26 protein-coding genes, 2 tRNA genes and 1 pseudogene are annotated in these 26,496 nt (G+C 74.2%); 15 read left to right on the top strand and 14 right to left on the bottom strand.

Annotated elements, in window-relative coordinates; genetic code table 11:
* Nucleotides 1-76 precede the first annotated feature (76 nt).
* Both ACFQ80_RS19985 and ACFQ80_RS19980 read right to left on the bottom strand, forming a co-directional pair.
* Nucleotides 77-1,891, bottom strand: a complete 1,815-nt coding sequence (locus tag ACFQ80_RS19985; protein WP_430564873.1) for a glycoside hydrolase family 13 protein — start codon at nt 1,889-1,891, stop codon at nt 77-79.
* A gap of 119 nt (nt 1,892-2,010) precedes the next feature.
* Nucleotides 2,011-3,033, bottom strand: a complete 1,023-nt coding sequence (locus ACFQ80_RS19980) for a LacI family DNA-binding transcriptional regulator (protein ID WP_430550048.1) — start codon at nt 3,031-3,033, stop codon at nt 2,011-2,013.
* 223 nt (nt 3,034-3,256) lie between these two features.
* On the opposite strand from ACFQ80_RS19980, the gene ACFQ80_RS19975 reads away from it, so the two are divergent.
* From ACFQ80_RS19975 to ACFQ80_RS19945, 7 genes are all read left to right on the top strand, one after another.
* Nucleotides 3,257-4,492: an extracellular solute-binding protein gene (locus ACFQ80_RS19975; protein ID WP_430564872.1), complete on the top strand. Its 1,236-nt coding sequence runs from the start codon at nt 3,257-3,259 to the stop codon at nt 4,490-4,492.
* Nucleotides 4,492-6,069, top strand: coding sequence for an ABC transporter permease subunit (locus ACFQ80_RS19970; RefSeq protein WP_430564871.1), 1,578 nt, complete (start codon nt 4,492-4,494; stop codon nt 6,067-6,069). The genes ACFQ80_RS19975 and ACFQ80_RS19970 overlap by 1 nt, the downstream gene beginning before the upstream one ends.
* Nucleotides 6,069-6,998 (top strand): sugar ABC transporter permease, encoded by a 930-nt coding sequence (locus ACFQ80_RS19965; protein WP_430550045.1) that lies wholly within the window; start codon nt 6,069-6,071, stop codon nt 6,996-6,998. Before ACFQ80_RS19970 ends, ACFQ80_RS19965 begins: the two co-directional genes overlap by 1 nt.
* 104 nt (nt 6,999-7,102) lie before the next feature.
* On the top strand, nt 7,103-7,741 hold the full coding sequence (locus ACFQ80_RS19960; RefSeq protein WP_430550044.1) for a hypothetical protein: 639 nt from the start codon (nt 7,103-7,105) through the stop codon (nt 7,739-7,741).
* A 52-nt stretch (nt 7,742-7,793) separates the two neighbouring features.
* Nucleotides 7,794-9,719: a glycoside hydrolase family 13 protein gene (locus ACFQ80_RS19955; RefSeq protein ID WP_430564870.1), complete on the top strand. Its 1,926-nt coding sequence runs from the start codon at nt 7,794-7,796 to the stop codon at nt 9,717-9,719.
* A gap of 24 nt (nt 9,720-9,743) precedes the next feature.
* Nucleotides 9,744-10,502, top strand: a complete 759-nt coding sequence (locus tag ACFQ80_RS19950; RefSeq protein WP_430564869.1) for a metallophosphoesterase family protein — start codon at nt 9,744-9,746, stop codon at nt 10,500-10,502.
* 76 nt (nt 10,503-10,578) lie between these two features.
* On the top strand, nt 10,579-11,871 hold the full coding sequence (locus tag ACFQ80_RS19945; RefSeq protein WP_430564874.1) for a deoxyguanosinetriphosphate triphosphohydrolase: 1,293 nt from the start codon (nt 10,579-10,581) through the stop codon (nt 11,869-11,871).
* Between the two features lie 18 nt (nt 11,872-11,889).
* On the opposite strand, the gene ACFQ80_RS19940 is transcribed toward ACFQ80_RS19945, so the two are convergent.
* Nucleotides 11,890-12,348 (bottom strand): VOC family protein, encoded by a 459-nt coding sequence (locus tag ACFQ80_RS19940; RefSeq protein ID WP_430564868.1) that lies wholly within the window; start codon nt 12,346-12,348, stop codon nt 11,890-11,892.
* Between the two features lie 92 nt (nt 12,349-12,440).
* Between ACFQ80_RS19940 and ACFQ80_RS19935 the strand changes: the two genes are divergently transcribed.
* Entirely contained in the window at nt 12,441-13,409 is a 969-nt protein-coding gene (locus tag ACFQ80_RS19935) for a helix-turn-helix domain-containing protein (RefSeq protein ID WP_430564867.1), read from the top strand.
* Between the two features lie 10 nt (nt 13,410-13,419).
* Complete coding sequence (dnaG, locus tag ACFQ80_RS19930; protein ID WP_430564866.1) at nt 13,420-15,363, top strand: DNA primase; 1,944 nt, start codon at nt 13,420-13,422, stop codon at nt 15,361-15,363.
* Nucleotides 15,364-15,379: 16 nt separating this feature from the next.
* On the opposite strand, the gene ACFQ80_RS19925 is transcribed toward dnaG, so the two are convergent.
* From ACFQ80_RS19925 to ACFQ80_RS19915, 3 genes are all read right to left on the bottom strand, one after another.
* On the bottom strand, nt 15,380-15,916 hold the full coding sequence (locus ACFQ80_RS19925) for a GNAT family N-acetyltransferase (RefSeq protein WP_430550038.1): 537 nt from the start codon (nt 15,914-15,916) through the stop codon (nt 15,380-15,382).
* 47 nt (nt 15,917-15,963) lie between these two features.
* Nucleotides 15,964-16,731 (bottom strand): alpha/beta hydrolase family protein, encoded by a 768-nt coding sequence (locus tag ACFQ80_RS19920; protein WP_430564865.1) that lies wholly within the window; start codon nt 16,729-16,731, stop codon nt 15,964-15,966.
* A gap of 188 nt (nt 16,732-16,919) precedes the next feature.
* A complete protein-coding gene (locus ACFQ80_RS19915; RefSeq protein WP_430564864.1) occupies nt 16,920-17,555 on the bottom strand; it encodes a TetR/AcrR family transcriptional regulator in 636 nt (211 codons plus the stop codon).
* A 48-nt stretch (nt 17,556-17,603) separates the two neighbouring features.
* Here ACFQ80_RS19915 and ACFQ80_RS19910 point away from each other — a divergent pair.
* Nucleotides 17,604-18,110: pseudogene (locus ACFQ80_RS19910) on the top strand (FAD-dependent monooxygenase); the annotation flags it as partial.
* A 304-nt stretch (nt 18,111-18,414) separates the two neighbouring features.
* Nucleotides 18,415-18,810: an FAD-dependent monooxygenase gene (locus ACFQ80_RS19905; protein WP_430564863.1), complete on the top strand. Its 396-nt coding sequence runs from the start codon at nt 18,415-18,417 to the stop codon at nt 18,808-18,810.
* 4 nt (nt 18,811-18,814) lie between these two features.
* Here the strand turns inward: ACFQ80_RS19905 and ACFQ80_RS19900 are convergent, their stop codons facing one another.
* Entirely contained in the window at nt 18,815-20,266 is a 1,452-nt protein-coding gene (locus ACFQ80_RS19900) for an MDR family MFS transporter (protein WP_430564862.1), read from the bottom strand.
* A gap of 122 nt (nt 20,267-20,388) precedes the next feature.
* Here ACFQ80_RS19900 and ACFQ80_RS19895 point away from each other — a divergent pair, with 122 nt between their 5' ends.
* The gene (locus ACFQ80_RS19895; protein WP_430564861.1) at nt 20,389-21,345 is read left to right on the top strand and encodes a nucleoside hydrolase; all 957 of its coding nucleotides are present in this window, start codon (nt 20,389-20,391) and stop codon (nt 21,343-21,345) included.
* A gap of 55 nt (nt 21,346-21,400) precedes the next feature.
* Here ACFQ80_RS19895 and ACFQ80_RS19890 read toward each other — a convergent pair.
* The 6 genes from ACFQ80_RS19890 to ACFQ80_RS19865 all read right to left on the bottom strand — a co-directional run bounded on the left by ACFQ80_RS19890 (nt 21,401) and on the right by ACFQ80_RS19865 (nt 23,605).
* Nucleotides 21,401-21,473 (bottom strand) — tRNA-Asn (locus ACFQ80_RS19890).
* 52 nt (nt 21,474-21,525) lie between these two features.
* Nucleotides 21,526-22,038 carry a hypothetical protein gene (locus tag ACFQ80_RS19885; protein ID WP_430564860.1) on the bottom strand — a complete coding sequence of 171 codons (513 nt, stop codon included), beginning with the start codon at nt 22,036-22,038 and terminating at the stop codon, nt 21,526-21,528.
* Nucleotides 22,039-22,100: 62 nt separating this feature from the next.
* A complete protein-coding gene (locus tag ACFQ80_RS19880; RefSeq protein WP_430564859.1) occupies nt 22,101-22,514 on the bottom strand; it encodes a PLD nuclease N-terminal domain-containing protein in 414 nt (137 codons plus the stop codon).
* Nucleotides 22,515-22,565: 51 nt separating this feature from the next.
* Nucleotides 22,566-23,027, bottom strand: coding sequence for an ATP-binding protein (locus ACFQ80_RS19875; protein WP_430550030.1), 462 nt, complete (start codon nt 23,025-23,027; stop codon nt 22,566-22,568).
* A gap of 63 nt (nt 23,028-23,090) precedes the next feature.
* A complete protein-coding gene (locus ACFQ80_RS19870) occupies nt 23,091-23,423 on the bottom strand; it encodes an STAS domain-containing protein (protein ID WP_430564858.1) in 333 nt (110 codons plus the stop codon).
* Nucleotides 23,424-23,531: 108 nt separating this feature from the next.
* A tRNA-Ile gene (locus ACFQ80_RS19865) sits at nt 23,532-23,605 on the bottom strand.
* 67 nt (nt 23,606-23,672) lie between these two features.
* Here ACFQ80_RS19865 and ACFQ80_RS19860 point away from each other — a divergent pair.
* Complete coding sequence (locus ACFQ80_RS19860) at nt 23,673-24,050, top strand: DUF488 domain-containing protein (protein ID WP_430564857.1); 378 nt, start codon at nt 23,673-23,675, stop codon at nt 24,048-24,050.
* Here the strand turns inward: ACFQ80_RS19860 and ACFQ80_RS19855 are convergent.
* The gene (locus ACFQ80_RS19855; RefSeq protein WP_430550027.1) at nt 24,014-25,195 is read right to left on the bottom strand and encodes an acyltransferase family protein; all 1,182 of its coding nucleotides are present in this window, start codon (nt 25,193-25,195) and stop codon (nt 24,014-24,016) included. The two genes, ACFQ80_RS19860 and ACFQ80_RS19855, sit on opposite strands and share 37 nt — an antisense overlap.
* A gap of 81 nt (nt 25,196-25,276) precedes the next feature.
* Between ACFQ80_RS19855 and def the strand changes: the two genes are divergently transcribed.
* Nucleotides 25,277-25,762, top strand: a complete 486-nt coding sequence (gene def, locus ACFQ80_RS19850; protein ID WP_430564856.1) for a peptide deformylase — start codon at nt 25,277-25,279, stop codon at nt 25,760-25,762.
* A gap of 171 nt (nt 25,763-25,933) precedes the next feature.
* Entirely contained in the window at nt 25,934-26,434 is a 501-nt protein-coding gene (locus tag ACFQ80_RS19845; RefSeq protein WP_429732474.1) for a DUF3145 domain-containing protein, read from the top strand.
* The last annotated feature ends 62 nt before the right edge of the window (nt 26,435-26,496 follow it).

The raw sequence follows: 26,496 nt of genomic DNA, 5'->3' as shown, positions 1-26,496 counted from the left end.
GTTCTCGCGAGGTAGTGCACTACCTCGCGGAGTCACGAACTACCTCGGCAGTTCTCGTGCTACTTCGGCGGGGCCGTCAGGCGCGGAGCCAGACCGTGGTGTCGGCGGGGACGCGGGTCCGCGGGTCCGCGGAACGGTCGGTCATGACCGGCCCGGAGGCGAGCAGCACCTTCGCGCCGCGGGGCAGCAGCACCGGCTCGGTGCCCAGGTTCGCCACCACGACGACGTCCTGGTTGCGCAGCGCGACGACGTGCGGCGAGTCGGACCAGGCGTCCAGCCACGCGAGGGCGCCCTGGCCCAGGCCCTCGGCCTTGCGCAGCGCGAGGGCGCCGCGGTAGGTCTCGAAGGTCGAGCCCGGGACGCCGTACTGCGCGTCGGCGGCGTAGCGCGCGAACGACGCGGGCTGCGGCAGCCACGGCTCGCCGGCCGGCCCGAAGCCGAACCCGGGGGCGTCGGCCGCCCAGGGCAGCGGCACGCGGCAGCCGTCGCGGCCGGCCTCGGCGCCGCCGGTGCGGAAGTGACCCGGGTCCTGGCGGACCTCGTTCGGCAGGGAGGTGTGCTCGGGCAGCCCGAGCTCCTCGCCCTGGAAGAGGTAGGCCGACCCGGGAAGGCCGAGCATGAGCAGGCTGGCGGCGCGGGCGCGGCGCAGGCCGAGCTCCTCGTCGGGCTGGGGGTCGGTCGCGAAGACGCCGTTGACCTTGAGCGACGGGTCGGCGGAACCGAGGCGCGACGGGTGGCGCACGACGTCGTGGTTGGACAGCACCCAGGTGGTGGGCGCGCCGACCTCGTCGTTCGCGCGGTACGACGCCTCGACGACGGTGCGCAGCGCGGCGGCGTCCCAGCCGGTGGTGAGGAACGAGAAGTTGAACGCCTGGTGCATCTCGTCCGGGCGCACGTAGCGGGCGAGGCGGCTCAGCGGCTCCACCCACGCCTCGGCGACGAGGCAGCGGTCGCCGTCGTACTCGGCGAGCACCCGGTGCCAGGCGCGGTAGATCTCGTGCACGCCGTCCTGGTCGAACATGGGGCCCTGGTTGCCGGCGCCCGTGGAGCCGTCCTCGGGCGCGCCGGGGTCGGTGACGGCGGCGTCGTCGGCATCGTCCGCGCTGCCGGCGACCATCTCGACGTGCCCGTCCCAGTCGGGCAGGCCGTCGGCCTTGATCATGCCGTGCGCGACGTCGACGCGGAACCCGTCGACACCCCGGTCGAGCCAGAACCGCAGCACGTCCTCGAACTCGGAGCGCACCTGCGGGTTGGTCCAGTCGAGGTCGGGCTGCGTCGAGTCGAACAGGTGCAGGTACCACTGTCCGGCGGTGCCGTCCGCCTCGGTGACGCGCGTCCAGGCGGGGCCGCCGAAGATCGACTGCCAGTTGTTGGGCTCCTGCGAGCCGTCGGCGCCGCGGCCGTCGCGGAACATGTACCGCGCCCGCTCGGGGGAACCGGGGGCGGCGGCGAGCGCCTGCTGGAACCAGGCGTGCTGGTCGGAGGTGTGGTTCGGCACGAGGTCGACGATGACGCGGATCCCGCGGGCGTGGGCGCCGGCGAGCAGGTCGTCGAAGTCGGCGAGGGTGCCGAACAGCGGGTCGACGTCGCGGTAGTCGGCGACGTCGTAGCCCGCGTCGTTCTGCGGGGAGCGGTAGAACGGGGACAGCCAGACGGCGTCGACGCCGAGCGTCTCGAGGTGGTCCAGCCGGGCGGTCACACCGGGGATGTCGCCGATGCCGTCGCCGTTCGCGTCGGCGAACGAGCGCGGGTAGACCTGGTAGATCACGGCGTCGCGCCACCACTGCCGCGCGACGCCGCTCCCGGCGTGCACGACGGCGCCGGTGCGGAGCAGGTCGTCGGCCGCGCCGTCGACCGTGGCCGCGGCGGGGATGGGCTGGGTGGAGGTCATCGCTGGCTTCCTCACCTGATCGGGGTCCGGGGGTCGGCACGGTCGGTCGATCCGTGTCAGACCGTCGAGTGTAAGCGTTGCTGCAAGGGTTGCAGCACCACCCCCCGAAATGACCCCTGTCAGCCCCTCGGCGCGGCCCCCGTCGAGCCGCGCACGACCAGCTCCGGCGCGAACAGCAGCTCCGTGCGCGTCGCCTGCTCGCCCTGGATCTCCGTGAGGAGGGCGCTCACGGTGGCCCGGGCCATGGCCTCGACCGGCTGCCGCACGGTCGTCAGGGGAGGTTCGGTGAACGCGATGAGCGGCGCGTCGTCGTACCCGACGACCGACACGTCGTCGGGCACGGACAGCCCCTTCGAGCGGGCGGCGCGGACCGCGCCGAGGGCCATGAGGTCCGACGCGCAGACGATCGCGGTGTGGCCCGCGTCGACGAGCTCGGCGGCCGCGGCCCGCCCGCCCTCGAGCGTGTACAGGCTGGAGCGCACGTGCTCCCGGGCCGTCGCCTCGTCGTCGGCCAGACCGTGTCGCACGAGCGCGGCGAGGAAGGCGGCGAGCTTGCGGCGCGACGGGACGTAGCGCTCGGGGCCGATCGCGAGGCCGATGCGGCGGTGCCCGAGGGTGACCAGGTGCTGCACCGCGACGTCCACGCTGGCGGCGTCGTCGGGAGACACGAACGGGGCGTCGATCCCCGGGGCGTAGCCGTTGACCAGCACGATCGGTACGCCCTGGCTGCGCAGCATCGAGTACCGGGTGTGGTCCGCGCGGGTGTCCGCGTGCAGTCCGGAGACGAAGACGATGCCGTCGACGGAGTGGTCCACCAGCGTGCTGACGTACTCGTCCTCGGTGGTGCCGCCCGGCGCCTGCGTGCACAGCAGCGGGGTGTAGCCGCGCTGGGCGAGGATCGACTCGATCGCCTGCGCGAACGCGGGGAAGACCGGGTTGGTCAGCTCGGGGACGATGAGGCCGACGAGTCCCGCGGAGCGGCCGCGCAGCACGGACGGGCGCTCGTACCCGAGGACGTCGAGCGCCGCGAGCACGGCCTGCCGGGTGGAGCTGGCCACGCCGGGCTTGCCGTTGAGCACGCGGGAGACGGTGGCCGTCGACACGCCTGCCTGCTCCGCCAGGTCGCTCAGTCGGGTTCGCACCCGAGGAATCGTAGGGGACACGGGACCTCCTCGTCCTGGGGTGGGACGCCGGCGGGTCGGCCGCCGGTCGCCTGCGCGATGCCTCCTCGTTGCCGCGCGTTGCTGAAAAGTTATCGCAAGATCTTGCATACCGCTGCAACGGTCCGTACGTTGTGGGCATCAAGGGCCCCGCGACGAGAGCGCCGCGTGGGCCGTCCACCGATGACAGCTGGGAGTAACCACGATGCGAAGGAGCATCCTTCTCGCCTCGGCCCTGGCCACCACCCTGGCCCTGACGGCGTGCGGCAGCGGCGAGCCGAGCGGCGACTCGAGCGCCGACGCGGACGCGAGCGCCAAGCCCTCGGCCTCGGGCTCGCTGACGGTCTGGGTCGACGAGACCCGCGAGGCCGCGGTGACGACGGCCGCCGAGGCGTACGAGGCGGAGTCCGGCGTCGACGTCGAGATCGTCCAGAAGAACTTCGAGGACATCCGCGCCGACTTCCTCGCCCAGGTCCCCACGGGCGAGGGCCCCGACATCACCGTCGGCGCCCACGACTGGCTCGGCGAGTTCACCGCCAACGGTGTGGTGGCGCCGATCGAGCTCGGCGACAAGGCGGGCGACTTCATCCCGGTCTCGGTGCAGGCGTTCACCCAGGACGGCCAGGTCTACGGCCTGCCGTACGCCATCGAGAACATCGCGCTCATCCGCAACACGGAGCTCGCGCCCGAGGCCCCGACGACCTACGACGACATGGTCGCCGCGGGGAAGAAGGCCGACACCAAGTTCCCGTTCCTCATCCAGTCGGACGGCGACAAGGGCGACCCGTACACGTACTACCCGTTCCAGACGTCGTTCGGCGCGCCGGTCTTCGAGCAGAACGACGACGGCTCGTACCGTCCGGAGCTCGCCCTCGGCGGCGAGAACGGCGAGGCGTTCGCCACGTGGCTCGGTGAGCAGGGCGAGGAGGGCAACCTCAGCATCGACATCTCCTACGACATCGCGGTCGAGGCGTTCGCCAAGGGCCAGTCGCCGTTCGTGATCGGCGGCCCGTGGATGCTCGAGCAGTTCAAGGACCTCGACCTCGCCGTCGACCCGATCCCGGCGCCGGGCGACCAGCCCGCGCAGCCGTTCGTGGGCGTCCAGGGCTTCTACGTGAGCGCGCAGAGCAAGAACGCCCTGCTCGCGAACGACTTCCTCGTCAACTACATGTCGACGCCCGAGGCGCAGACGGCGCTGTTCGAGGCCGGCGGCCGCCCGCCGGCGCTGGTCGAGGCCGCGGACGCCGCGTCCGAGGACCCGCTGGTCGCGGGCTTCCGCGAGGTCGGCGCCTCCGCCGTGCCGATGCCGTCCATCCCGGAGATGGGTTCGGTCTGGTCCTTCTGGGGCGTCACCGAGGCGAGCATCATCTCGGGCAAGGCCGACGACCCGGTCAAGGCCTGGAACAAGATGGTCTCCGACATCGAGGGTGCGCTCGGCTGATGTCGCGTGCCCGCTACAAGGGCGCCGAGGCCGGCTCCGGGACCTTCTCCGGAGCCGGCTTCGCCGTCAAGCTCGTGCTCATCGCGCTCGTGGACGCGCTCGGCGTCTTCGGCGTGCTCGCCGCGTGGCGTGCCGGGTCGTGGGGGATCCTCGCGGCCATGGTGGCGCTGCTCGTCGCCGCGAACTGGGTGTACTTCACCAAGCGCGCCCTGCCGCTGAAGTACATCCTGCCGGGGCTGGCGTTCCTGCTCGTGTACCAGGTGTACGTCGTCGGCTACACCGGCTACGTGGCCTTCACCAACTATGGCGACGGCCACAACTCCACCCAGGAGCAGGCGGTCGACGCCCTGCTGGCGCAGAACGAGCGCCGCGTCGAGGGGTCGCCGGCCCTGCCGCTGACGGTCGTGGAGAACGGGGACGGCGAGCTCGGTTTCGCCGTCGTCGAGGACGGTGCCGCGGAGGTCGGCAGCGCCGAGGAGCCGCTCGCGGCCGCCCCCGACGCGACGCTCGACGGCGGGACCGTGACCGCGGTGCCGGGCTGGACGGTGCTGGACCGCGCCACCGTGCTGCAGCGGCAGGACGAGGTCACCACGCTGCGGGTGCCCGTGTCCGACGACGCCGCCGACGGCTCGGTGCGCACGCAGGACGCCCGGACGGGCTACGTCTTCCAGCCGGTGCTGGAGTACGACGAGGCCGCCGACACGATGACCGACACGTCGACCGGCGTGGTGTACACGCCGAACGACGAGGGGCAGTTCGAGTCCGCCGACGGCGAGACGCTGCCCGTCGGCTGGCGCGTGACGGTGGGCTTCGAGAACTTCGCGACGGCGTTCGGCGACGAGCGGTACGCGGGACCCTTCGTCAAGATCCTGCTGTGGACGTTCGCGTTCGCGGTGCTGTCCGTGGTGACGACGTTCGCGCTGGGCATGTTCCTGGCGATGGTCTTCAACGACCCGCGGCTGAAGGGGCGCAAGGTCTACCGGACCCTGATGATCCTGCCGTACGCGATGCCGGGGTTCCTCGCGGCCCTGCTGTGGTCCGGCATGCTCAACAAGAGCTTCGGCGTCATCAACCAGGTGCTGCTGGGCGGGGCGGCGATCCCGTGGCTCACCGACCCCTGGCTCGCCAAGCTGTCCGTGCTCGGGGTGAACCTGTGGCTCGGCTTCCCGTACATGTTCCTCATCTGCACGGGTGCGCTGCAGTCGCTGCCGGGCGACGTGTACGAGGCCGCGCGGATCGACGGCGCCGGCAAGTGGCGCACGTGGCGCTCGATCACGATGCCGCTGCTGCTCGTGGCCACCGCGCCGCTGCTCATCTCGAGCTTCGCCTTCAACTTCAACAACTTCACCCTGATCAAGATGCTGACGGGCGGCGGGCCACGGTTCGACGACGCGTCGGTGCCGCTGGGGCACACGGACATCCTCATCTCGATGGTCTACAACGTGTCCGGGCTCGACGGGTCGGCGCCGCGCGACTACGGCCTCGCGAGCGCGCTGTCCATCGTGATCTTCGTGGTGGTCGGGGTCATCTCCGCCATCGCGTTCCGCCAGACCCGCAAGCTCGAGGAGCTGAGCTGATGACGACGTCGACCGACCGCGCGAGCTCGCGCCGACGGCCCGCGGCGACGGGCGCGGGGGAGCAGGTGCTGCGGCACCGGATGAAGCCGGCTCGCTGGGCCCGGGAGCTGGGCTGGCGGCACGTCGTCGGCGTGCTGGCGGTGCTGTACGCCGTCTTCCCGATCGTCTACGTCGTGTCGGCCTCGCTGTCGCCCTCCGGCACCCTCACCGGGTCGAACCAGCTGTTCGCGCAGGTGAGCGGCGTGAACTACGCCGAGCTGGGCGACACGAAGTTCTGGACGTGGATGGGCAACACGCTCGTCATCGGCGTCGCGACGGCCGTGGGCACCGTGCTCATGGGGGCCGCGGCGGCGTACGCCTTCTCGCGGTTCCGGTTCGCCGGCCGCCGCCTGGGCCTGACGTCGCTGCTGATCATCCAGATGTTCCCGCAGATGCTCGCGTTCGTCGCGATCTTCCTGCTGCTCATCTCCCTCGGGGAGGTCGTCCCGGCGCTGGGCCTGAACTCCAAGCTCGCGCTGATCTGCGTCTACCTCGGCGGCGCCCTGGGCGTGAACACGTTCCTCATGTACGGGTTCTTCAACACCGTGCCGCGGGAGCTCGACGAGGCGGCCAAGATCGACGGCGCCTCGCACGCCCAGGTGTACTGGACGATCATCCTGCGCCTGGTGACGCCCATCCTCGCCGTGGTGGCGCTTTTGAGCTTCATCAGCACGTTCGGCGAGTTCATCATCGCCCGCGTGGTGCTCCAGTCGGAGTCGAACTGGACGCTGGCCGTGGGGCTGTACGGCTGGGTGTCGTCGCTGCTCGAGGCCAACTGGGGCCTCTTCGCGGCGGGCGCCGTGCTGTCGGCGATCCCCGTGCTCGCGCTGTTCCTCTTCCTGCAGAAGTACATCGTGGGCGGCCTGACGGCGGGCTCCGTCAAGGGCTGAGGCTTCCACCGGCCGACGGCCGCCACGAGGTTCGCGCGGATCGACCTGCGATCCACCCGCGATCCTTGTGGCGGCCGCCACAGCGCGGTCCTAGCCTGGGCGTCATGACCGACGACTCGCGCTCCTACTCCCCGGACCTCGCGCGTCTCACCGACGCCGCCGACGACTCGTTCTCCGTGCGCCGCGCGTACGGCGAGCCCTACCAGCACGAAGGTCAGCTCGTCATCCCCGTCGCCAAGGTGTGGGGCGGGATCGGCACCGGTTCCGGCGGGGGCGCCGGCAACGGCTCGGGGCACGGTGCGGGCACGGGCTCCGGCAGCGGGTCCGGGCGGGGGACCGGATCGAGCTCCGGCGAGGGCTCGTCGCCGGGCTGGCGCCGCTCGTTCAGCGTCGGCTCGGGCGGTGCCGACGCGGCCGCGCCCACGGACGACGCGGGCGCGACGTCCGCGGGCGAGGACCCCCGCGGCGGTGGTTCCGCGCACGGCGAGGGCTCGGGCGAGGCCCAGGGCGACGCCAAGGGCGAGCTGCAGGGCGAGGCCCACGGCGAGGGGCACGGCGAGGGCGGTGGCGGCGGCGGGGGCTACGGCCTGCGCGTGAAGCCGCTGGGCGTCTTCGTGGTCTCCGCCGAGGGCACCCGCTACCACCCCGTGCTGGACCTCAACAAGGTGATCCTCGGCGGTCAGCTCGTCGGGATCGCAATCGCGCTCGCCGCCGGGTGGGCGATCGGGCGCCGCCGCCGCTGAACCGTCCTCGCGCCGGTCGGCGGCCCGCCCGCCGAACCGACGAGAGGACGACATGACCACCACCACGACCGCGTCGACCACCGGGCCCGCAGCGCGGCCCGCCCGCACGCTGCTCGACGCCCCGCACCACGACGGCTCCGCCCTGTTCGCCCCGACCACGACGCCGGCGCTGGGCGACGAGGTCACCGTGCGCGTGCGCGTGCCGAAGGGCGCGGCCGTGCGCGACGTCCGCGTCCGGACCGTGCGCGACGGCGAGCCCCGCCTGCTGCCCGCCCGCCGCGACGGCGGCGACGCGCACGAGGACTGGTACGCGGCCGACGTCGTCGCGCACCACCCGGTGACGTCCTACCGCTTCTTCCTCGATGTGCCGGGCGGCTACCGCTGGCTCGACGGCCGCGGCGTGCACGACCGCGAGGTGCCCGACGCCGCGAGCTTCCGGCTCAGCACCCACGTACCGGCGCCGGCGTGGCTGCGCGACGGGCTCGCCTACCAGGTGTTCCCCGACCGGTTCGCGCGCTCCGCCGCGGCGGACGGCCGGCCGACGCCGGAGTGGGCCGTCCCCGCCGCGTGGGACGACGAGCCCGCCGGCTCCGGCCCGCTGGCCGGCACGCAGCTCTTCGGCGGCGACCTCGACGGCGTCGTCGGGCATCTCGACCACCTCCAGGCGCTCGGCGTGCGCACGCTGTACCTGACACCCGTCTTCCCGGGCCGGTCGAACCACCGGTACGACGCGGCCACCTTCGACCAGGTCGACCCGCTGCTCGGCGGCGACGCTGCGTACGCGCGGCTCGCCCGCGCCGTGCACGCGCGCGGGATGCGTCTCATGGGCGACGTGACGACCAACCACACCGGCGAGGGGCACGAGTGGTTCGCCCGCGCGCTCGCGGACCCGGCGTCGCCCGAGCGCGACCTGTACCTGTGGGACGACGGCGGGCCGGACGTCGTGCGGCCCGACCGGTCCGGGGGCGGCGGCGACCCGTACGTCGGCTGGCTCGGGCACGGCTCGCTGCCGAAGCTCGACTGGGCGGCCGACGAGACGTGGCGGCGCATGGTCACGGGGGACGACGCCGTGATCGCGCGGTACCTGCGCGAACCCTTCGCCCTCGACGGCTGGCGGGTGGACGTGGCCAACATGACCGGGCGGCGGGGGAGCGCGGACCGCACGCACGCCGTCGCGCGGGCGCTGCGCGCGCGCATCCTCGCGGAGCGGCCCGACGGCGCGCTGGTCGCGGAGCACTTCCACGACGCCGCCGGGGACCTGGCCGGCGACGGCTGGCACGCGAACATGAACTACGCGGGCTTCACCCGCCCCGCCTGGTCGTGGCTGGTCCCCGCCGGATCCGACGTGCCGTTCCTCGACCTGCCCGTGCCGGTGCCCCGCCGCCCGGCCGCCGCGATGGTGGAGACGATGCGCGAGGTCGCGGCCCTGGTGCCCTGGGGCGTGACGGCCACGCAGTGGAACATGCTGGGCTCGCACGACACCCCGCGGCTGCGGTCGATCGTCGGCTCACGGGAGCTGGTCGAGGTGGCGGCGACGCTGCTGTTCACCTACCCGGGGGCGCCCGTCGTGTTCGCGGGCGACGAGGTCGGCGCCACCGGTACCAACGGTGAGCACGCCCGCACGACGATGGCGTGGGACCAGGCCGCGCACGGCGGCCCGCGGTGGGACACGGCCACGCTGGACGTCTACCAGCGCTTGTCCGCGCTGCGCTCGGCGTCGGCGGCCCTGCGCGACGGCGGCCTGCGCTGGGCGGTGGTGCACGACGACGCCGTGGCCTACCTGCGTGAGACGCCGGACGAGCGCGTGCTCGTGGTGCTGGCCCGCGCGCCCTGGCCCGGCGTGGGTCTGCCGGGCCACCTGCTCGCGCCGGGCGCGGAGCCGGAGGTGCTGTACGGCGGCGTCGCCGTCCGCGCGACCGCGGACGGCCTCGACGTCGCCGGCGACGGGCCGGGCGTCGCCGTCGTCCGGCTCGCCTGACGCTGGTCTGGCAGCATCGCCCTCGTGCCCCGTGACCTGGACCGCATCGCCGTCGTCTCCGACGTCCACGGCAACCTCGGCGCGCTCGAGGCGGTGCTCGCCGACGTCGCCGCGCGGGGGATCACGCGCGTGATCAACCTCGGCGACGACGCGGGCAAGGGGCCGCGCGGGAGCGCCGTCGTCGACCGCCTGCGCGAGGTGTGCGAGGCGGACGTCCGCGGCAACTGGGACGACTTCCTGCCGCGGCTCGACGGCGACGCGCCGCCGGAGATGGTGTGGTGGCGCGACGAGCTGCGCCCCGACCAGCTGGCGTGGCTCGGCGCCAAGCCGCTGAGCCACGACCTGCTGCTGTCGGGCCGGCGGGTGCGGCTGTTCCACGCGTCGGCCACGAGCGTGCACACGCGCGTGCACTTCCACCACACGCCGGAGGAGTTCGCGGGGATGTTCGCCGCGACGGACCTCACCGGGCCAGGGCCCGAGCCCACGGTCGTGGGGTACGGCGACGTGCACGACGCCTACCTCGAGACCTACCGCGGCCGTGCGCTGTTCAACACCGGCAGCGTGGGCAACCCCCTGGACGACCCGACCCCGGTGTACGCGATCCTCGAGGGCGTGGCGGGCTCCCCGGAGCCGGGGCCGTTCGGCCTCCAGCACGTGCGCGTGCCCTACGACGTCGAGGCCGAGCTCGCCGTGGCGCGCGAGCTCGGCATGCCCCGGTACGCGGAGTGGGAGCAGGAGCTGCGGACGGCGGTCTACCGCGGCCGGGCGGTCACGTCGTCCTGAGGTCGGGCGCGTCGGCGGCGATCGCTAGGCTGCCAGCGTGCAGACGTTCGAGCAGGGCGCGTTCGACGCCGAGGTGATGGGCCCCGCGGCGCACCCCGGTGTGCCGGAGGAGTGGCTCGGGTCGTACACCGACGCGGACACCGAGCGCTGGTACCCGGAGCCGCCCAAGTCGAAGCACCGCACGGCGTTCGAGCGCGACCGCGCCCGCGTGGTGCACTCCTCGGGCCTGCGCCGCCTCGGCGCGAAGACGCAGGTGCTGGGGCCCGGCAGCGACGACTTCGTGCGCACGCGGCTGACGCACTCCCTCGAGGTGGCCCAGGTGGGCCGGGAGATGGGGCGCGCGCTCGGCTGCGACCCGGACCTCGTGGACACGGCGTGCCTCACGCACGACCTCGGCCACCCGCCGTTCGGGCACAACGGGGAGCGCGCCCTCGCGGAGGTGGCGGAGGGCATCGGCGGCTTCGAGGGCAACGCCCAGACGCTGCGGCTGCTCACGCGGCTGGAGCCCAAGATCTTCGCCGGCGACGGCTCGCCCCGCGGCCTCAACCTCACCCGCGCGAGCCTCGACGCCAGCGTGAAGTACCCCTGGGCGTTCGGCGCCGGCCCGGCGCGCCCCGACGGCGCGCCCACGCCGAAGTTCGGCGTCTACCCCGACGACCGGCCGGTCTTCGAGTGGCTGCGCCGCGGCGCGCCGCGCGGGCGGGCGCGGTGCATGGAGGCGCAGGTCATGGACCTCGCCGACGACATCAGCTACTCCGTGCACGACGTCGAGGACGCGGTCGTGGGCGGCCGGCTCGACCTGCGGGTGCTGGACGACGCGGGCGAGCGGGCGCGCGTCGCCGCGCACGTGCGCGCCTGGTACGGGAGCTGGCACGAGCCGGACGCCATCGACGCGGCGCTGTGCCGGCTGCGCGACACCGGGTACCTGGTGACCGACTTCGACGGCTCGCGGCGGGCGCTCGCCCGCCTCAAGGACGCGACCAGCCAGCTCATCGGCCGGTTCAGCGGGGCGGCGCAGGACGCGACGCGCGAGGTGTTCGGCGACGGCCCTCTCACCCGCTACGTGGCCCGGCTCGTGGTGCCGCAGGAGACGGCCGACGAGATCCTCGCCCTCAAGGGCGTCGCGGTCGCGTACGTGATGGCGCCGCGCGAGTCCGAGCCGGTGTACGGCGCCCAGCGCGAGATCATCGCGGAGCTCGTCGACTTCCTGACGGAGCGCGCCCCGGACGCCCTGGAGGCGCCGTTCGCCGCCGACTGGCGGAGCGCGGCCGACGACGCCGCGCGGCTGCGCGTCGTCGTCGACCAGGTGGCGTCGCTCACCGACGTCTCGGCCCTGCAGTGGCACGACCGGCTGGTCTGCCGGGCCTGACGCGCTGCCCGACGAGCCTCAGCCCTGCTGCTGGGCCATCCAGGCGTCGCTGGCACGCTGCACGTCGGCGGCGGTGACGTCGTCGGCCACCTGGGCGAAGAACCACCGGTGCCCGGCCGGGCAGCGCACGGCGGCCTGCCGGAACCCCGGGAACCAGTCGCCGGGCTCCTGCGTGCTCGTCGCGCCCGCGGCGACCGCGCGGGCGTGCGCCGCGTCGGCGTCGTCCACGTTCAGCGTGAACGAGCCGGTGGTCCCGCCGTCGGCCTCGGGCGCCACCGCGCCGTCGGCGGGGAACGCGGCGGCCACGGTGAAAGTCGACGACCCGGCGGCGGTGGAGATCCGCAGGTCGGAATGGATGATCGCGTCCCCGGCGGTGATGGTGTCGATCACCTCGGCGCCGAAGCCGGCGACGTAGAAGTCGATCGCGGCGCGCGGGTCGGCGACCGTGAGGTTCGGGTGCAGCGGTGACAGGTCCATGGTTCTCCCTCCAGCGTGCGTCCGGGCGGTCCCGGCGTGCGTTCCCCATGCTGGTGTCGGTGGGTGGGGGCAGTCTTGGAGGAATGCGACAGGTGTTCGAACCGGATGCGCTCGGGGCCGGTCCGCGGGGACCGACGGCGTCCACCCGAGGGCTGGTCGATCCCGCCGCGGCGCGCGGCGGGTTCGCGCTCGTGCGCCTGGACCCGGCGCCCGACCTGGCCGACCTCGTGGAGCGCCACTGGGTGGTCCGCTGGGACCTGCCGCCCGGGGCGGAGTTCACCCAGGTGGTGATCCCGCACCCGAGCGCCAACGTGGTGGCCGAGGCCGAAGGGTTCGCCGTGCACGGGATCCCGGGCGGCCTGTTCTCGCGGACCCTGCGGGGGTCGGGCGCCGTGCTGGGCACCAAGCTGCGCCCCGGTGCGCTGCGGGTGCTGGTCGGCGGCGCCGGCGCGCTGCGGCCCGGGCTCGTGGTGCCGGCCGGGGTCGCGCTCCCCGGCCCGCGGGGTCCGTCCGCCGCCGACGTCGAGGACGCCGGCCGCCGGGCGGTGGCCGCCGCCCGCGCGGGGGACGACACGGCAGCGGTCGCGGCCGTCACCCCGGTGCTGCGGGCCGTGGCGGCCGAGAGGCGCACGCCCCGCGCCGCCGTCGCCCTCGACCGGGTCGCCCGCGTGCTCGGCGCGGTGGTCGCGGGGGAGCTGGGCCCGGACGCCGGCGTCGCGGACCTCGCCGACCTGGTGGGCACGACGCCGCGCTCGCTGCAGCGGCTGTTCGCCGACTGGGTCGGGGTCAGCCCCAAGTGGGTGCTGCAGCGCCACCGGGTGCACCTGGCCGCCGACCTGCTGGCGGCGGACCCTGGGCGCCCCCTCGCCGACCTCGCCGCCGCGGTCGGCTACTACGACCAGGCGCACCTGAGCGCGGACTTCGCGCGCGCCCTCGGGACGCCGCCGGCCACCTACGGTCGCCGGTGCGCCGCGTCGCGGGCGGCTCTCGACCGCGCCCTGTCGCCCGCCGCCGACGGTCCGGCGGGGACGGCCGACCTGGTCGCCGCCGGGCGCGCATAGACTCGGGGCCGTGGCGGGACTGATCAAGCGCGAGGACGTCGAGGCGGTACGGGAACGCGCACGGATCGAGGAGATCGTCTCCGCCCACGTCACCCTCAAGCCCGCCGGTGTCGGCTCCCTCAAGGGGCTGTGCCCCTTCCACGACGAGCGCACGCCGTCGTTCCACGTGCGGCCGGGCGTCGGGCGCTGGCACTGCTTCGGCTGCGGCGAGGGCGGCGACGTCATCTCGTTCGTCCAGAAGATCGACGGGATGGGGTTCACGGACGCGGTCGAGTTCCTCGCCGACCGGGCGGGCGTGCAGCTGCGCTACGAGGACTCCCGCACCGGCGCGGCCGCCGACCGCGGCCCGCGCGAGGAGCCGGGCAGGCGGCAGCGCCTGATCGAGGCGCACAGGGTGGCCGCCGAGTTCTACTCCGAGCAGCTCTTCGGGCCGGGGGCGCAGGCCGGGCGGGCGTTCCTCGCCGAGCGCAGCTTCGACCGTGCCGACGCCGAGCACTTCGGCGTGGGCTACGCCCCGACGGGCTGGGACGCGCTGCTGCGCCACCTGCAGGGTCGGGGCTTCACGCAGGCGGAGCTCGTCGCGTCGGGGCTGGTCAGCCAGGGGCAGCGCGGTATCTACGACCGGTTCCGCGGACGCCTCGTGTGGCCGATCCGTGACGTCACGGGCGCGGTGATCGGCTTCGGCGCGCGCCGGCTGTACGACGAGGACCAGGGGCCCAAGTACCTCAACACCCCCGAGACGTCGCTCTACAAGAAGTCCCAGGTCCTGTACGGGATCGACCTGGCCAAGAAGTCCATCGCGCAGGGCAAGCGCGTGGTGATCGTCGAGGGCTACACCGACGTCATGGCCGCCCACCTGTCCGGGGTGGACTCGGCGGTGGCGACCTGCGGCACCGCGTTCGGCGGCGACCACGCCAAGGTGGTGCGCCGCCTGCTCGGCGACACCACGGCGGGCGGCGGCCTGCAGCTCGCGTCGGGGGCCTCCCTGGGCGGCGAGGTGATCTTCACGTTCGACGGCGACGCCGCCGGGCAGAAGGCCGCCGTGCGCGCGTTCGGAGAGGACCAGCGCTTCCACGCCCAGACCTTCGTCGCCGTCGAGCCCGGCGGGATGGACCCCTGCGAGCTGCGCATGTCCCGCGGCCCCGAGGGGGTGCGGGCGCTGGTCGACGGGCGGCAGCCGCTGTTCGAGTTCGTCATCCGCACCACCCTCGACACGTTCGACCTCGACACCGTCGAGGGGCGCGTCGGAGCCCTGCGCGCGGCCGCGCCGCTGGTCGCGGGGATCCGTGACCGGTCGATGCAGCTCGGGTACTCCCGCTCGCTCGCGCGCTGGATCGGCATCGACACGGAAGACGTCCGCCGCGAGGTCGCGCGGGCCGCGTCGTCGCCGTCGCGCGGCGCCCGTCAGGACCAGCGCCGGGACGCGCGCCCGGAACCCGAGGCCGCCCCGGCGACGCCCGTGCTCGCCGCGCCCGACCCGCGCGACCCCGTGGCCCGGCTGGAGCGCCAGGCCCTGATCGTCGTCCTGCAGTACCCGCAGCACGTGCCGGCGTCGTTCGACGAGCTCGGCGACGACGCGTTCGGCGTCCCCGCCTGGCGTGCGGTGCACGACGCCGTGCGCGCCGCGGGCGGCGTCGCGGCCGGCCGCGAGGTGGGCGGGGGCCGGTGGGTGGAGACCGTGACCGAGCAGGCGCCCGAGACGGCGGTGCCGCTGGTCACGGAGCTCGCGGTCGCGCCCGTGCCGGAGGACCGCGAGTCGGTCATCGGGGCGTACGTGGCCGACGTCGTGCGTGCCCTCGTGGACCTCGGCCTCACGCGCCGGATCGCGGACGCGAAGAGCCGCCTGCAGCGCCTCGACCAGGAGAAGGACCCGGAGGCCTACCAGCAGGCGTTCACCGACCTGCTCGCCATCGAGCAGCAGCGCCGCACGCTGCGGGAGCGCGGCGAGTCCTGACGTCCTGCCTGGACGGTCACAGACTCCGCGTCAGGAACAGCGTGTCGCCGTGGACGTCGTCCGGCTCCACGCGGCCGGACGCCACGAAGCCCACCTTGGCCAGCACCCGCAGGGACGCGACGTTCCAGTCGCGGACGGTCGACCACAGGCGTCGATGACCCGACTCCCGCGCCCAGCCGACGACGGCCTCCGCCGCCTCCGTCGCGTACCCGGCGCCCCAGGTTCGCCGGAGCAGCTCGTAGGCCACCTCCGGCTCGTGGGGCCCGACGGCTCCGTCGATCAACCCGCAGTACCCGATCACGTCGCCCTCGCCCCGGCGTTCCACGGCCAGCAGGCCGAGCCCGGGCGCGCGGGAGCCGTCGCGGATCCACGCCTCCATCTCGTCGAGCGTGGGGCGGTCCGCCTCGTCGAGGCGGCGGTGCGGCGGGACGCGGGGGTCGCGCTCGGCCCACAGCTCGCGCTGGACGGCGGCCTCCGGGACGCGCCAGGGTCGCAGCCGCAGCCGTGCGGTCTCGAGCGCGAGCTCCGGCCCCCGTGCCGACAGGACTCCCATCCGCCGACCCTAGCGGCCGGCGGACGGGAGCCGGGTGTCGCGTCGGGTCACCTCAGGTGCCGGGCGAAGAAGCGTGCCGCGTCGTCGCCGGCGAACGCCGGGACGCCGGTGTGGCCGCCCAGGTTGGCCTGCAGCGTCTTCTCCGCCGAGCCGAGGGCGTCGAACAGGTCCAGGGCCGCCTGGCGGTCGTTGCCCTCGTCGTCCCACTGCAGCAGCACGTGCACGGGGATCGTGACACGTCGGGCCTCCTCGAACGTGGCCCGGGGGACGTAGCTCCCGGCGAAGAGCCCGGCGGCCACGAGGCGCGGCTCGACCACCGCCAGGCGGACGCCCAGGGCGATCAGCCCGCCCGAGTACCCCACGGCCCCGTCGACCTCAGGCAGGTCGAGGAGGGCGTCCAGGGCGGACTGCAACTCCGGGGCCGCCTGGTCGACCAGCGGGAGCACCAGGCGGTCGATGAGGTCGTCGGTGACCGGCTCGCCGGCCGTCAGCGCCCTCCGCAGGTCCGCGCGGGCCTGGTCGGCGCCCGGGAGCGGCGGCCGGTCGCCGTTGCCGGGGCCCTCCAGGGCGACGGTCGCGATGCCGTCGGCGGCGGCGTGCAGCGCGCGTCCCGCGAGCCGCGGGTACATCCGGTCCAGGGCGAGCCCGCCGGGCTGGCCGAGCAGGATCAGGGGAGCGGGGTCCGCCGGCGTGGCGGACGCCGGCGTCCACAGCACGCCGGGGACGGCGTCGAGGGTGAAGCGGCGCTCGAGGACGCCGTCGTCGAGCTGCTGCTCGGCGGTGAAGGTCAGGGACGAGCTGGGTGTGGCGTTCATGGTCGTGCCTCTCGGGAGTGCTGGCGAACGGCGCTCCCGGGCGACCTATCGCCCGACCATGACTCCGCGGAGGAGCACCTGTGTCGATCCGTTCACGGGTACCACCTCCTTGCTCTGTCTCGCACGGCCTCCGCGAAGCTATCAGCGGGCGCGGCGCGAGCTCAACGAGTTTTCGGTCACGGGCACGGTCATGCCTGACCTGAAGGTGCGAGGCTGCCGTGCACCATGGCGCGGGCGAGGCGGCGGGTGGTGGCGGCGTCGACCGGGACGGCGCCGGTGACCAGCGTCAGCAGCGCCCCGCCGTAGAGCAGGACCAGCGTGGGCACGGCCGCCGGGTCGACGTCGAGGCCGGTGTCCGCGTGCATCGCCGCGGTGAGGTCGGACGCCTGGGTCGCCAGCCCGGCGAGGGCCTCGGCGAGCGCCGGCCGGCGACGGGCCTCGAGCTGGAGCTCGGCGATCGCGAGGTAGCGGTCGCGGTGCCGGGTCGCGGCGTCGAGCAGCGAGGTGGCGAGGAGGTCGGTCATCCGCTCGAGCGTCTCGGCGCGGCCGTCCTCGCCGGCGAGCCGGCCGCCACCGAGCGGCTCGGCCGTCACGGACGCCTCCGTCGCGGCCCGGGCGTCGGCGAGGTGCAGCTCCACGATCCGCTGGGCCGTGGCGACCAGCAGCTCCTCGCGGCCGCGGAAGTAGTTCGCGGCGGTGCCGGCGGGAAGGCCGGCGGCGCGCTCGACCGACCGGTGGCTGAGGCCGTGGACGCCCGCGCCGACGAGCAGCCCGACGGCGGCGTCGGTCAGCGCGCGGCGTCGTTCGGGGTTGCTCCGGGGCACGGGCGCCAGTATGGCAAGATCTATACCACCACGCACGTAGTGGTATAGATGCGGAAGGTCGAGGACGGTATGACAGGGACGGCGATCGTGGTCGGCGGCGGGATCGGTGGGCTCGCCTCCGCCGTCGCCCTGGCGGAGGCGGGCTGGGGCGCGACGGTGCTCGAACGGGCGCACCGGCTGGGCGAAGTGGGTGCGGGGGTGGCGCTCACCCCCAACGCCGTGGCCGCCCTCGGCGGGCTGGGGCTGGACGGCGACGCCGTCGCGGCGATGGGCCCCCGTACCTGGGCCGCGGGCACGTGGGACGCGCACGGTCGGTCGATCCTGCGCCTGCCCGACGACCCGGCCGCGGACGCCGACACCGCGCTGCGCGGCGTGCACCGCGCGCGGCTGCACGGCGCCCTGCTGGAGCGGGCTCGCGCGCTCGGTGTCGACGTCGTGACGGACGCCCGCGTCACGTCCGTCGATGCCGGCGGCCCCGCCGCGCCGGCCCGCATGCAGCACGCCGACCGCGCGGGGTCGGAGGTCGAGCGCGAGGCCGACCTCGTCGTGGGGGCCGACGGCGTACGCAGCGCGGTCCGTGCGGCGCTGTTCCCCGACCATCTCCCCGCGTACTCGGGGTTCTCGAGCTGGCGGGCCGTCGTCCCCGGGCTGTCCGCCGAGCCGAGCCTGCGGCAGTACTGGGGTGCGCGCGCGGAGTTCGGCTCGATGCCCGTCAGCGACGGCGCCACCTACTGGTACGGGTACGTGGCGATGCCGGAGGGCACGCGCCTCGACGACGAGCACGCGGCCGCCGTCGAGCGGTTCGCGGGCTGGGCGCCGGAGGTGCAGCACGTGATCGCAGCGACACCCGCCGGGCGCGGTGATCCGCCACGACGTGCACCATCTGCCCGGCGGGCTGCCGCGCTACGTGCGCGGGCGCGTGGTCATGGTCGGCGACGCCGCGCACGCGACCCTGCCCACGATGGGCCAGGGAGCGGCCACCGCCCTGGAGGACGGCGTCTGCGTGGGGCGCATCGTGGCTGCAGGCGTGGCGTCCGGGCAGTCGCTCGGCGCTGCGCTCGCCGCGTACGACGCCGCCCGCCGCCCGCGCTGCCGGGCGCTCGCGCGGGCCTCGGTCGTGAGCGGCAGGTTCGGGTCGCACCTGGGGCCGCGCTGGCAGGGGGTGCGCAACGCCCTGATGCGCCGCACCCCGGCGTCGGCGGTCACCCGCGGCACCCGCGCCGTCATGGGCTGGACGCCGCCTGCCCTGCCGTGAGCGGTCAGGCGGCGGCGGCCTCGGCGCGGGCGCGGCGCTCGCGGGCCTCCTGCAGGTCGGCGGGCATGAGCGCGGCGAGCACGACCAGCACCGCGGCCACGGCCACCAGGAGCACGAAGACGAGGTGGATCGCGGACATCAGGCCCGGGCCCACCGGCGTGCCGTCGGGGCCGAGGGTCGTGCGCGCGTTGACGATCGCGCCGCAGACGGCCACGCCCACCGCGGACCCGAGGGAGCGCGCGAACATGTTGGTGCCCGTCACGGCGCCCCGCTCGGTGAACGACGCCTGCGACTGCGCGGCGATGAGCGTCGGCACGGCCGTCAGGCCCATGCCCGCGCCGATGACGAAGCAGGCGCCCGCGACGGCGAGCACCGACGTCCCGGAGGCGAGCAGCAGCGTGAGCGACGTGCCGACCACGACGAGCGACGTGCCGATCACCGCGGTGTACCGGAAGCCGATCCGCAGGTAGAGGCGGCCGGCGTTGGACGCCGACAGCGGCCAGCCCACGGTCATCGCGGCCAGCGCGAAGCCGGCGACGAGCGGGCCGGTGCCCAGCACCGCCTGGGCGTAGATCGGTACGTAGGTGGACAGGGCGAGCACGACCACGCCCACGAGCAGCGAGACCGTGGTGGACACGCCCACCACCCGGCGGCGCAGGATGGCGAGGTCCACGATCGGGTGCCGGGTGCGGCGCGCCTGCACGGCGAACGCGGCGAGCAGCAGCACCGCGACGGCGAAGATCACGACCGACGGCAGCGAGCCCCAGCCCCAGCGCGTGCCGCCCTCGAGCAGGCCGAGCAGCAGCATCGTGCTGCCGCCCGCGAGGAGCGCGGCGCCGAGGTAGTCGATCGGCTCCCGCTCGCCGGTGCGTGGCGCCTCGTGGTAGCGGCGCGCCAGCATCCAGGCGGCGAGCGCGCACAGCGGGATGTTCACCCAGAAGATCCAGCGCCAGCTCGTGAACTGGGAGAACACGCCGCCGAGCGTCGGGCCGACGACGGCGGAGATCGCCCACACGGACGCGAGGTAGCCCTGCGTCTTCGCCCGCTCCTCCAGGGTGTAGATGTCGGCGGCGATCGTCATCGACACCGGCATCACGGCGCCCGCGCCGAGCCCTTGCACCACGCGCCCGGCGATCAGCACGCCCATCGTCGGCGCCGCGCCGGCGAGCACCGACCCGGCGAAGAACAGCGCCACGCCGGCGAGCATCAGCCGCTTGCGGCCGAGCACGTCGGCCAGCCGCCCGAACACCGGCGTGCTCACGGCCTGGGCGAGCAGGTAGGTGGAGAACAGCCAGGGCAGCTGGTCGAAGCCGCCCAGCTCGCGCGCGATGGTCGCCGACGCGGTGGCGATGATCGTCGCGTCGAGCGCGACGAGCGCCGTCGAGAGCATCAGGGACAGCAGGATGGGGCCGCGCTCGGAGCGCAGGCCGACAGAGGCATGACCGGTCGTGGGCACGTGAGGCACAAGCCGGGCGCCTGCGGCATGTATTCCCGAGGCGGCCGTCGACCTGGTCCGCCGGGGCTTCCGCAGGTCATGGGCCACACTGGGACCTCTCCCACGACCTGGAAGGACGCACCGTGACCACGCCCGCACCGCTGTACCTCGACTGCGACACGGGAGTCGACGACTCTCTCGCCCTCGCCTACCTCCTCGCGTCGCCCGAGATCCGGCTGGTCGGCGTGGGGACCGTCAGCGGCAACGTCGACGCCCGGCGTGCCGCCACCAACACGCTGGACCTCCTGGCGCTGGGGCGCCGTGACGACGTGCCCGTCGCCGTCGGCGCGCACGACCCGCTGCGGGGCGTCTACGGGGGAGGGGCGCCGGGCGTCCACGGCCGCAACGGCGTGGGCGACGTCGTCCTCCCGTCCTCCGGCGGAGCGCCCGAGGCGGTGTCCGCGGCGGAGCTGCTCCTGCGCCTGTCGGACGAGCACGCCGGGCGCCTGCGCGTCGTCGCCGTCGGCCCGCTGACCAACCTCGCCCTCGCGCTGCGGGCCGACCCGACGCTCCCGGAGCGGGTCCTCGACGTGACGGTCATGGGCGGAGCGGCCCTGCACCCGGGCAACGTGTCGCCGGTCGGCGAGGCGAACATCGCGTGCGACCCCGAGGCGGCCGCCGAGGTGCTCGCCGCCGACTGGGACGTCACCCTGGTGCCGCTCGACGTCACGATGGCCAACCTGCTCGAGGAGACCGACCGCAAGGCGCTGCTCGAGGCGGGCACCGCGCTGGCCCCGCGGCTGGGCGAGGTGCTGGACCTGTACTTCGGCTTCCACGCGCCCACGTTCGGCCGCCGCTGCTCGGCGCTGCACGACCCGCTGGCCGCGGCAGTCGCGGTGGGCGGGGTGACCCCGACCGTGGCGCCGCGCGTGCCCGTGGTCGTCGACGCCACCGACGGCCCGGGCCGCGGCCAGACGGTGTGCGACCTACGCGGCCGGTACGCCGGGTACCCCGACGTGCCCGGCGCGCGCACCCGCGTCGTCCTCGCCACCGACGCCCCGCTCGCCCCGCACCTGATGGAGCGCCTGCTCACCCTCTGACCGGGCACGACGAAGGCCCCTGTCCTGCGTCGCAGGTCAGGGGCCTTTCTCGCTGCTCCCGCGGTTGGACTTGAACCAACGACCGTCCGATTAACAGTCGGATGCTCTGCCAGCTGAGCTACGCGGGATCGCTCGGTCGTCCGGCACGTGGCCTTCGAACCGGGAAGAACATTACCAGGCTCACACGGGTAGTCCGGACGCTCCCCGGACCCTGGACTCCGTGGCGTCCACCACTCGGGCGACCCTCGGGTCGTCGAGGTCGACTCCCTGCCCGGCGACCGCCTGCGAGAAGAGCGTGCCGTCCGCGGTCCGCCGGACGGCGACCTTCACGTCGCCGCCGGGCACCGCGACCGTCTCGGCCAGCACCACGGACCACTGGACCCGCTCGCGCAGGGCCTGGGGGAACGAGGTGCGCTCGGCGTCCACGAGCCGCAGCACGGTGTCCGGGGCGGCGTCCACCCACTCGATCGCCAGCTCGGACCGCTCGGGGTCGAACACCCCGCGGTCGACGTCGCACCACGGGCGCCGTGCCACGGGGTCGCCCGTGCCCGGGCCGACGACGACCAGGTCGGCCGTCGTCGCCACGGCCCAGCGGTCGTCGGCGAGCTGCGCGGACGCGAGGACCCGCTCCCCGGGGGCCAGGGGGAGGGCTCGGCGGAGGTCGTCGGGGAGGGCGGAGCGGCGGAACCACATGGCGCCACCGTAGCGATCCCGGCAGGGGCGTGCGGACCTGCTCGGCCGGAAGCCACGGCCGTTCAGCTCGCGGCGCTCTGCTCGTCGTCGCCCACCGGCCGGGCCGGCTCCTGCGCTGCCTGCTCGCGCTCGCGCTTGAGGCGTGCCTGCTCCACGAGCCACCGCATCTCGGGGTCGTCGTCGGGGTCGGCCGAGGCGGTCTCGTCGACCTCCCAGGTGCGCCGCCGCCCCGGGTACTGCGCGGGCGGCACCGGCCCGGCGGGGTACCCGGTCCGCGGTGCGGGGCGACGGTCGGCCCGGGCACGCCGGCTCACGACGATCCACGCGACCGACCCGGCGAACGGGAGCAGCAGGATGATGAGGATCCAGAAACCCTTCTGGATGCCGCCGCCGTCCTCCTCGTCGGACTGGACGACGTCCACGAGGGCGTACACGACGAGCGCGAGGTAGGCCAGCATCGGCAGCACACGGAGCATGGCCCGGGAGAATAGCGGTTCGCGTGCTCCCCGTCACCGCCTCTTCGCAGGTCAGCCCCGCTGGTCGCGGGGGAAGGTCGCCCACACGTGCTTCGCGGGGCCGGACGTGTACCACCCCACGTGGGCCGAGAGCCGTTCCGCGATGAGGAGGCCGAGCCCGCCGTGACCCGGGGGGCGGCCGCCGTCGACCCTCGGCACCCCGGCGGCGTCGTGGTCGACGACGTCGAGGAGCCAGGTGTGCTCGTCACGCAGCAGGCGGACGACGGTCGGCGGAAGGCCGTGCAGGAGGGCGTTCGTCGCCAGCTCGGAGGCGATCAGGACGATCTTCTCGGCGGTGTCGTGCATCGCGGTGGCTCCGTCGCCCGAGGACCCGACGATGCGGGCCAGGGCGGAGCGCAGCCTGCTGAGCTCGACGGAGTCGGCGAGGACCCATTCCGCGACGGGGGCGTACCCGGTCGGCGGCGGTGCCATCGGCACGCCGGACACGACGGACGGGTTGACGGTGTCGTCCAAGGACTCTCCTCCAGGAACCAGCGCGAGTTCGGGCGGCCGCCGGAGGACCGGCGGCGGGGTGGGTCAGGCGTCGTCGTCCCCGGAGTCCGGCGAGCCCTCGGTCTCGGCGAACCGGACGGTGTGCTCGAGCCCGGTGAGGGTGATGACGTCGCGGACGGCGGCCGGCGCGCCGACGAGCAGCGGCCCTTCCTCGGCGGTGCCCCCGAGGAGCAGCAGACGCAGGCCGGAGGAGTCGAGAAAGGTGACCCGGCGGAGGTCGATCGTCTTGGGGTGTCCGTCCAGGGACGCCCTGAGCATGTCGCCGACGTCCTGTGCGACGGCGACGTCGACCTCTCCCCAGACGATCCAGGTGCCGTCGTCGTCGTCGACGGTCGCACCGCCCGAACTGATACTCACGCATCCACCTCTGTCGATCTGTCATCGGCGTCGTCGTCTCGCGGTCGATCTCGCCCGTGCAGGGCCGATCCGGCCCCGCCGCCGCGGATGCGGTCCCGAGCGCGCGGGTGCCCCGTGCCGGACTTGAACCGGCGACCGATCGATTATGAGTCGACTGCTCTGACCAGCTGAGCTAACGGGGCGCGCGGCGAGCATACCGGCGCCGGGTCGCGGGGTGCGGCGCCGGGCCCGCCGCGGTGTCATGGGGGAGTGACCATCACCGTCAAGCGCGTGTACGACGACCCCGCCCCGGACGACGGCGCGCGGGTGCTCGTGGACCGGCTCTGGCCGCGCGGGATCTCCAAGGATCACGCCCACCTCGACCGCTGGAGCAAGGAGGTCGCGCCCTCGACGGACCTGCGGACCTGGTTCCACCACGACCCGGGAAGGTTCGAGGAGTTCGAGCGCCGCTACCGCGCAGAGCTCGCGGACAATCCGGAGGTTCCGGAGCTCGCGGCGCTGGGGGCCGGGGACCGGCGCCTGACGCTGCTCTACTCGGCGCGCGACACGGAGCGCAACCAGGCGCTGGTGCTGCGCGACGTGCTCGAGGCCTACCTGGAGGACGCGGCGTCCGGCTCGGGGGCCTGAGCCCTGCGTGCCCCCCGCGCGCGGTGCCCGAGCGCGTGGCCGGCCCGCTCGAGGTCGCGTGCGACGGCGCGGCGCAGCCGGGGCCCGAGAGGCCGCTCGACGAACCGGTGCACGAGGTAGGCGACGCCGAGCATGACGACGGTGACGATCGCGAACGTGACCCCGGCGGGCAGGTGGGGGCTGGTCTTGGCGATCATCCACTGCCCCCAGGACGAGTGCAGCAGGTACAGCGGGTAGGTCAGGGCGCCCACGACGGTGAGCCACCGCCACGACAGCCGGTCGAGGCGCGTGAGGGCGACGGCGGCGACGAGCGCGAAGCAGACGACGATCGCGACCCAGTACGTCTGCGGCCCGACCGTGACGTCGGTGCTGGTGGCGATCCGCAGGGACTGGCTGCGGCCGGACATCACGCCGGCGAGGGCGACGTTGAGGCCCAGGACGGACCACAGCACCAGCGAACGGCGTTCCTTGGTGAGCAGGAACAGCGCCATGCCGCCGGCGAACAGGGGCGCGTCGGTGCCGACCAGCACGGTGGACCACAGCGTGCTGCCGGACTGGACGGCGACGGCGGCGGCGACGGGCCACACCGCCGCGAACGCGACGAGGCGGTTGCGCGTCATCCCGAACGCGAGGAGCACCCCGACCAGCACGTAGAACCGCAGCTCGGCCCACAGGGTCCAGTAGACGGACTCGATGTCCTGGACGCCGAACGCCCGCTGGACCATCGTGAGGTTGGCGGCCGTCTCCGGGATCCCCACGTCCTTGTGCCCGGGGGCGACGACGACGAGCAGCAGCACGACGGCGGCCACGGAGAGCCAGTACGCGGGGAAGAGGCGCCCGACGCGGGACGCGGCGAAGGACCGCACGTCCCGGCCCCAGGCCGACATGAGGATGACGAAGCCGCTGACCACGAAGAACAGCTGGACCCCGAACGACCCGAACACGGCCAGCGGCTGGAGGTTCGGGAACGAGTCCTCGGTGCGGGCACCCCAGGCGGAGTGGTTCACGGCCACGTAGTGGTAGGCGAGCACCGCCATCGCGGCCAGGAAGCGCAGCCCGTCGAGCGCGGCCAGGCGTGGACGGCCCGTCGCGGGTGCGGCGGCGCGGCCCGGGTCGAGGGCGGGCGTCGTGGTTGACTCGGTCATCGGTCGTAGCATCGCTCGGCACGTTATCAAACCGTGATAATCGGCGCTCCCACCCGCCCACGACGTGGGAGAATGCGGGCCATGGCGATGCGAGAGATCCGGGTGCTGCCCGACCCCGTGCTGCGCACACCCTGCGATGAGATCACCACCGTGGACGACCGGGTCCGGTCCCTCGTGGAGGACCTCGTCGAGACCGTCGATGCCGACGGCCGGGCGGGCCTCGCGGCCAACCAGATCGGCGTGAGCCTGCGGGCGTTCTCCTGGAACGTCGACGACGAGATCGGCTACGTGCTCAACCCACGGATCGTGGACCTCTCGGAGGAGACCCAGGACGGCGACGAGGGCTGCCTGTCCGTGCCGGGGCTCTGGTACCCCACCACCCGCGCGTGGTACGCCCGCGTGGTGGGCACGGACCTCGACGGCAACGAGCTCGTCGTCGAGGGCACCGGCCTCATGGCGCGCTGCCTCCAGCACGAGTGCGACCACCTGGACGGCAAGCTCTACCTGGACCGTCTCGAGCGCACCGTGCGCAAGAAGGCCATGCGGGAGCTGCGCGAACGCCTCTGAGTTCCTCAAGGGGTGCTCAAGAGGACGCATGAAGTCTGCGTTTCCTCTCGCACCCCGGCCCGCCATCGGGCAGGATGTGTCAAGACGACACACCGTCGGAGCTCGCCGACCAGCAGGCCGACCGGTTCGAGGACGTAGGGGAAGACGGACCTCGGAACCAGGGAGGACAACATGGCTGGTGCGATTACCCGCGGTGTGCTGTTCGTGCACTCGGCACCCCGTGCGCTCTGCCCTCACCTCGAGTGGGCGGCGGGCAACGTGCTCGGGGGACGCGTGTCGCTGGACTGGACTGCCCAGCCGGCGGGGCGCGGTCTCTACCGTGCCGAGTACTCGTGGCAGGGCGCCCAGGGAACGGGTGCCCGGTTGGCCTCTGCCCTGCGGGGCTGGGACCACCTGCGCTACGAGGTGACGGAGGAGGCGAGCCACGGTGCCGACGGCGCACGGTGGTCGCACACCCCCGACCTCGGCATCTTCCACGCCATGACGGACGTGCACGGCAACGTCGTCGTCCCGGAGGACCGTGTCCGGGCCGCGATGGAGTCGGCGCACGACGGCCGCGGCGTGCGCGAGGCGCTCGATCTCGCCCTCGGCACCGCCTGGGACGACGAGCTCGAGCCGTTCCGCTATGCGGGCGCCGGCGCCCCGGTCCGCTGGCTGCACCGGGTCGGCTAGCCCGCGTCCCCACGGCTCCCCGCCCCACGACCGGTCCGCACGACGACGCCCCGCCCCGGCAG

Source organism: Isoptericola sp. NPDC056578, assembly GCF_042793275.1.
GTDB lineage: Bacteria > Actinomycetota > Actinomycetes > Actinomycetales > Cellulomonadaceae > Isoptericola.
Note: the sequence above shows the minus strand (reverse complement) of the source record. Positions and strands in the feature narration are given on the sequence as shown.

Excerpts from the sequence above, each read along its gene's own strand:
- ACFQ80_RS19985 (WP_430564873.1), bottom strand. The coding sequence starts at position 1,891 with ATGACCTCCACCCAGCCCATCCCCGCCGCGGCCACGGTCGACGGCGCG.
- ACFQ80_RS19975 (WP_430564872.1), top strand. The coding sequence starts at position 3,257 with ATGCGAAGGAGCATCCTTCTCGCCTCGGCCCTGGCCACCACCCTGGCC.
- ACFQ80_RS19970 (WP_430564871.1), top strand. The coding sequence starts at position 4,492 with ATGTCGCGTGCCCGCTACAAGGGCGCCGAGGCCGGCTCCGGGACCTTC.
- ACFQ80_RS19965 (WP_430550045.1), top strand. The coding sequence starts at position 6,069 with ATGACGACGTCGACCGACCGCGCGAGCTCGCGCCGACGGCCCGCGGCG.
- ACFQ80_RS19960 (WP_430550044.1), top strand. The coding sequence starts at position 7,103 with ATGACCGACGACTCGCGCTCCTACTCCCCGGACCTCGCGCGTCTCACC.
- ACFQ80_RS19955 (WP_430564870.1), top strand. The coding sequence starts at position 7,794 with ATGACCACCACCACGACCGCGTCGACCACCGGGCCCGCAGCGCGGCCC.
- ACFQ80_RS19945 (WP_430564874.1), top strand. The coding sequence starts at position 10,579 with ATGGGCCCCGCGGCGCACCCCGGTGTGCCGGAGGAGTGGCTCGGGTCG.
- ACFQ80_RS19940 (WP_430564868.1), bottom strand. The coding sequence starts at position 12,348 with ATGGACCTGTCACCGCTGCACCCGAACCTCACGGTCGCCGACCCGCGC.
- ACFQ80_RS19925 (WP_430550038.1), bottom strand. The coding sequence starts at position 15,916 with ATGGGAGTCCTGTCGGCACGGGGGCCGGAGCTCGCGCTCGAGACCGCA.
- ACFQ80_RS19920 (WP_430564865.1), bottom strand. The coding sequence starts at position 16,731 with ATGAACGCCACACCCAGCTCGTCCCTGACCTTCACCGCCGAGCAGCAG.
- ACFQ80_RS19885 (WP_430564860.1), bottom strand. The coding sequence starts at position 22,038 with ATGTGGTTCCGCCGCTCCGCCCTCCCCGACGACCTCCGCCGAGCCCTC.
- ACFQ80_RS19880 (WP_430564859.1), bottom strand. The coding sequence starts at position 22,514 with ATGCTCCGTGTGCTGCCGATGCTGGCCTACCTCGCGCTCGTCGTGTAC.
- ACFQ80_RS19855 (WP_430550027.1), bottom strand. The coding sequence starts at position 25,195 with ATGACCGAGTCAACCACGACGCCCGCCCTCGACCCGGGCCGCGCCGCC.
- def (WP_430564856.1), top strand. The coding sequence starts at position 25,277 with ATGGCGATGCGAGAGATCCGGGTGCTGCCCGACCCCGTGCTGCGCACA.
- ACFQ80_RS19845 (WP_429732474.1), top strand. The coding sequence starts at position 25,934 with ATGGCTGGTGCGATTACCCGCGGTGTGCTGTTCGTGCACTCGGCACCC.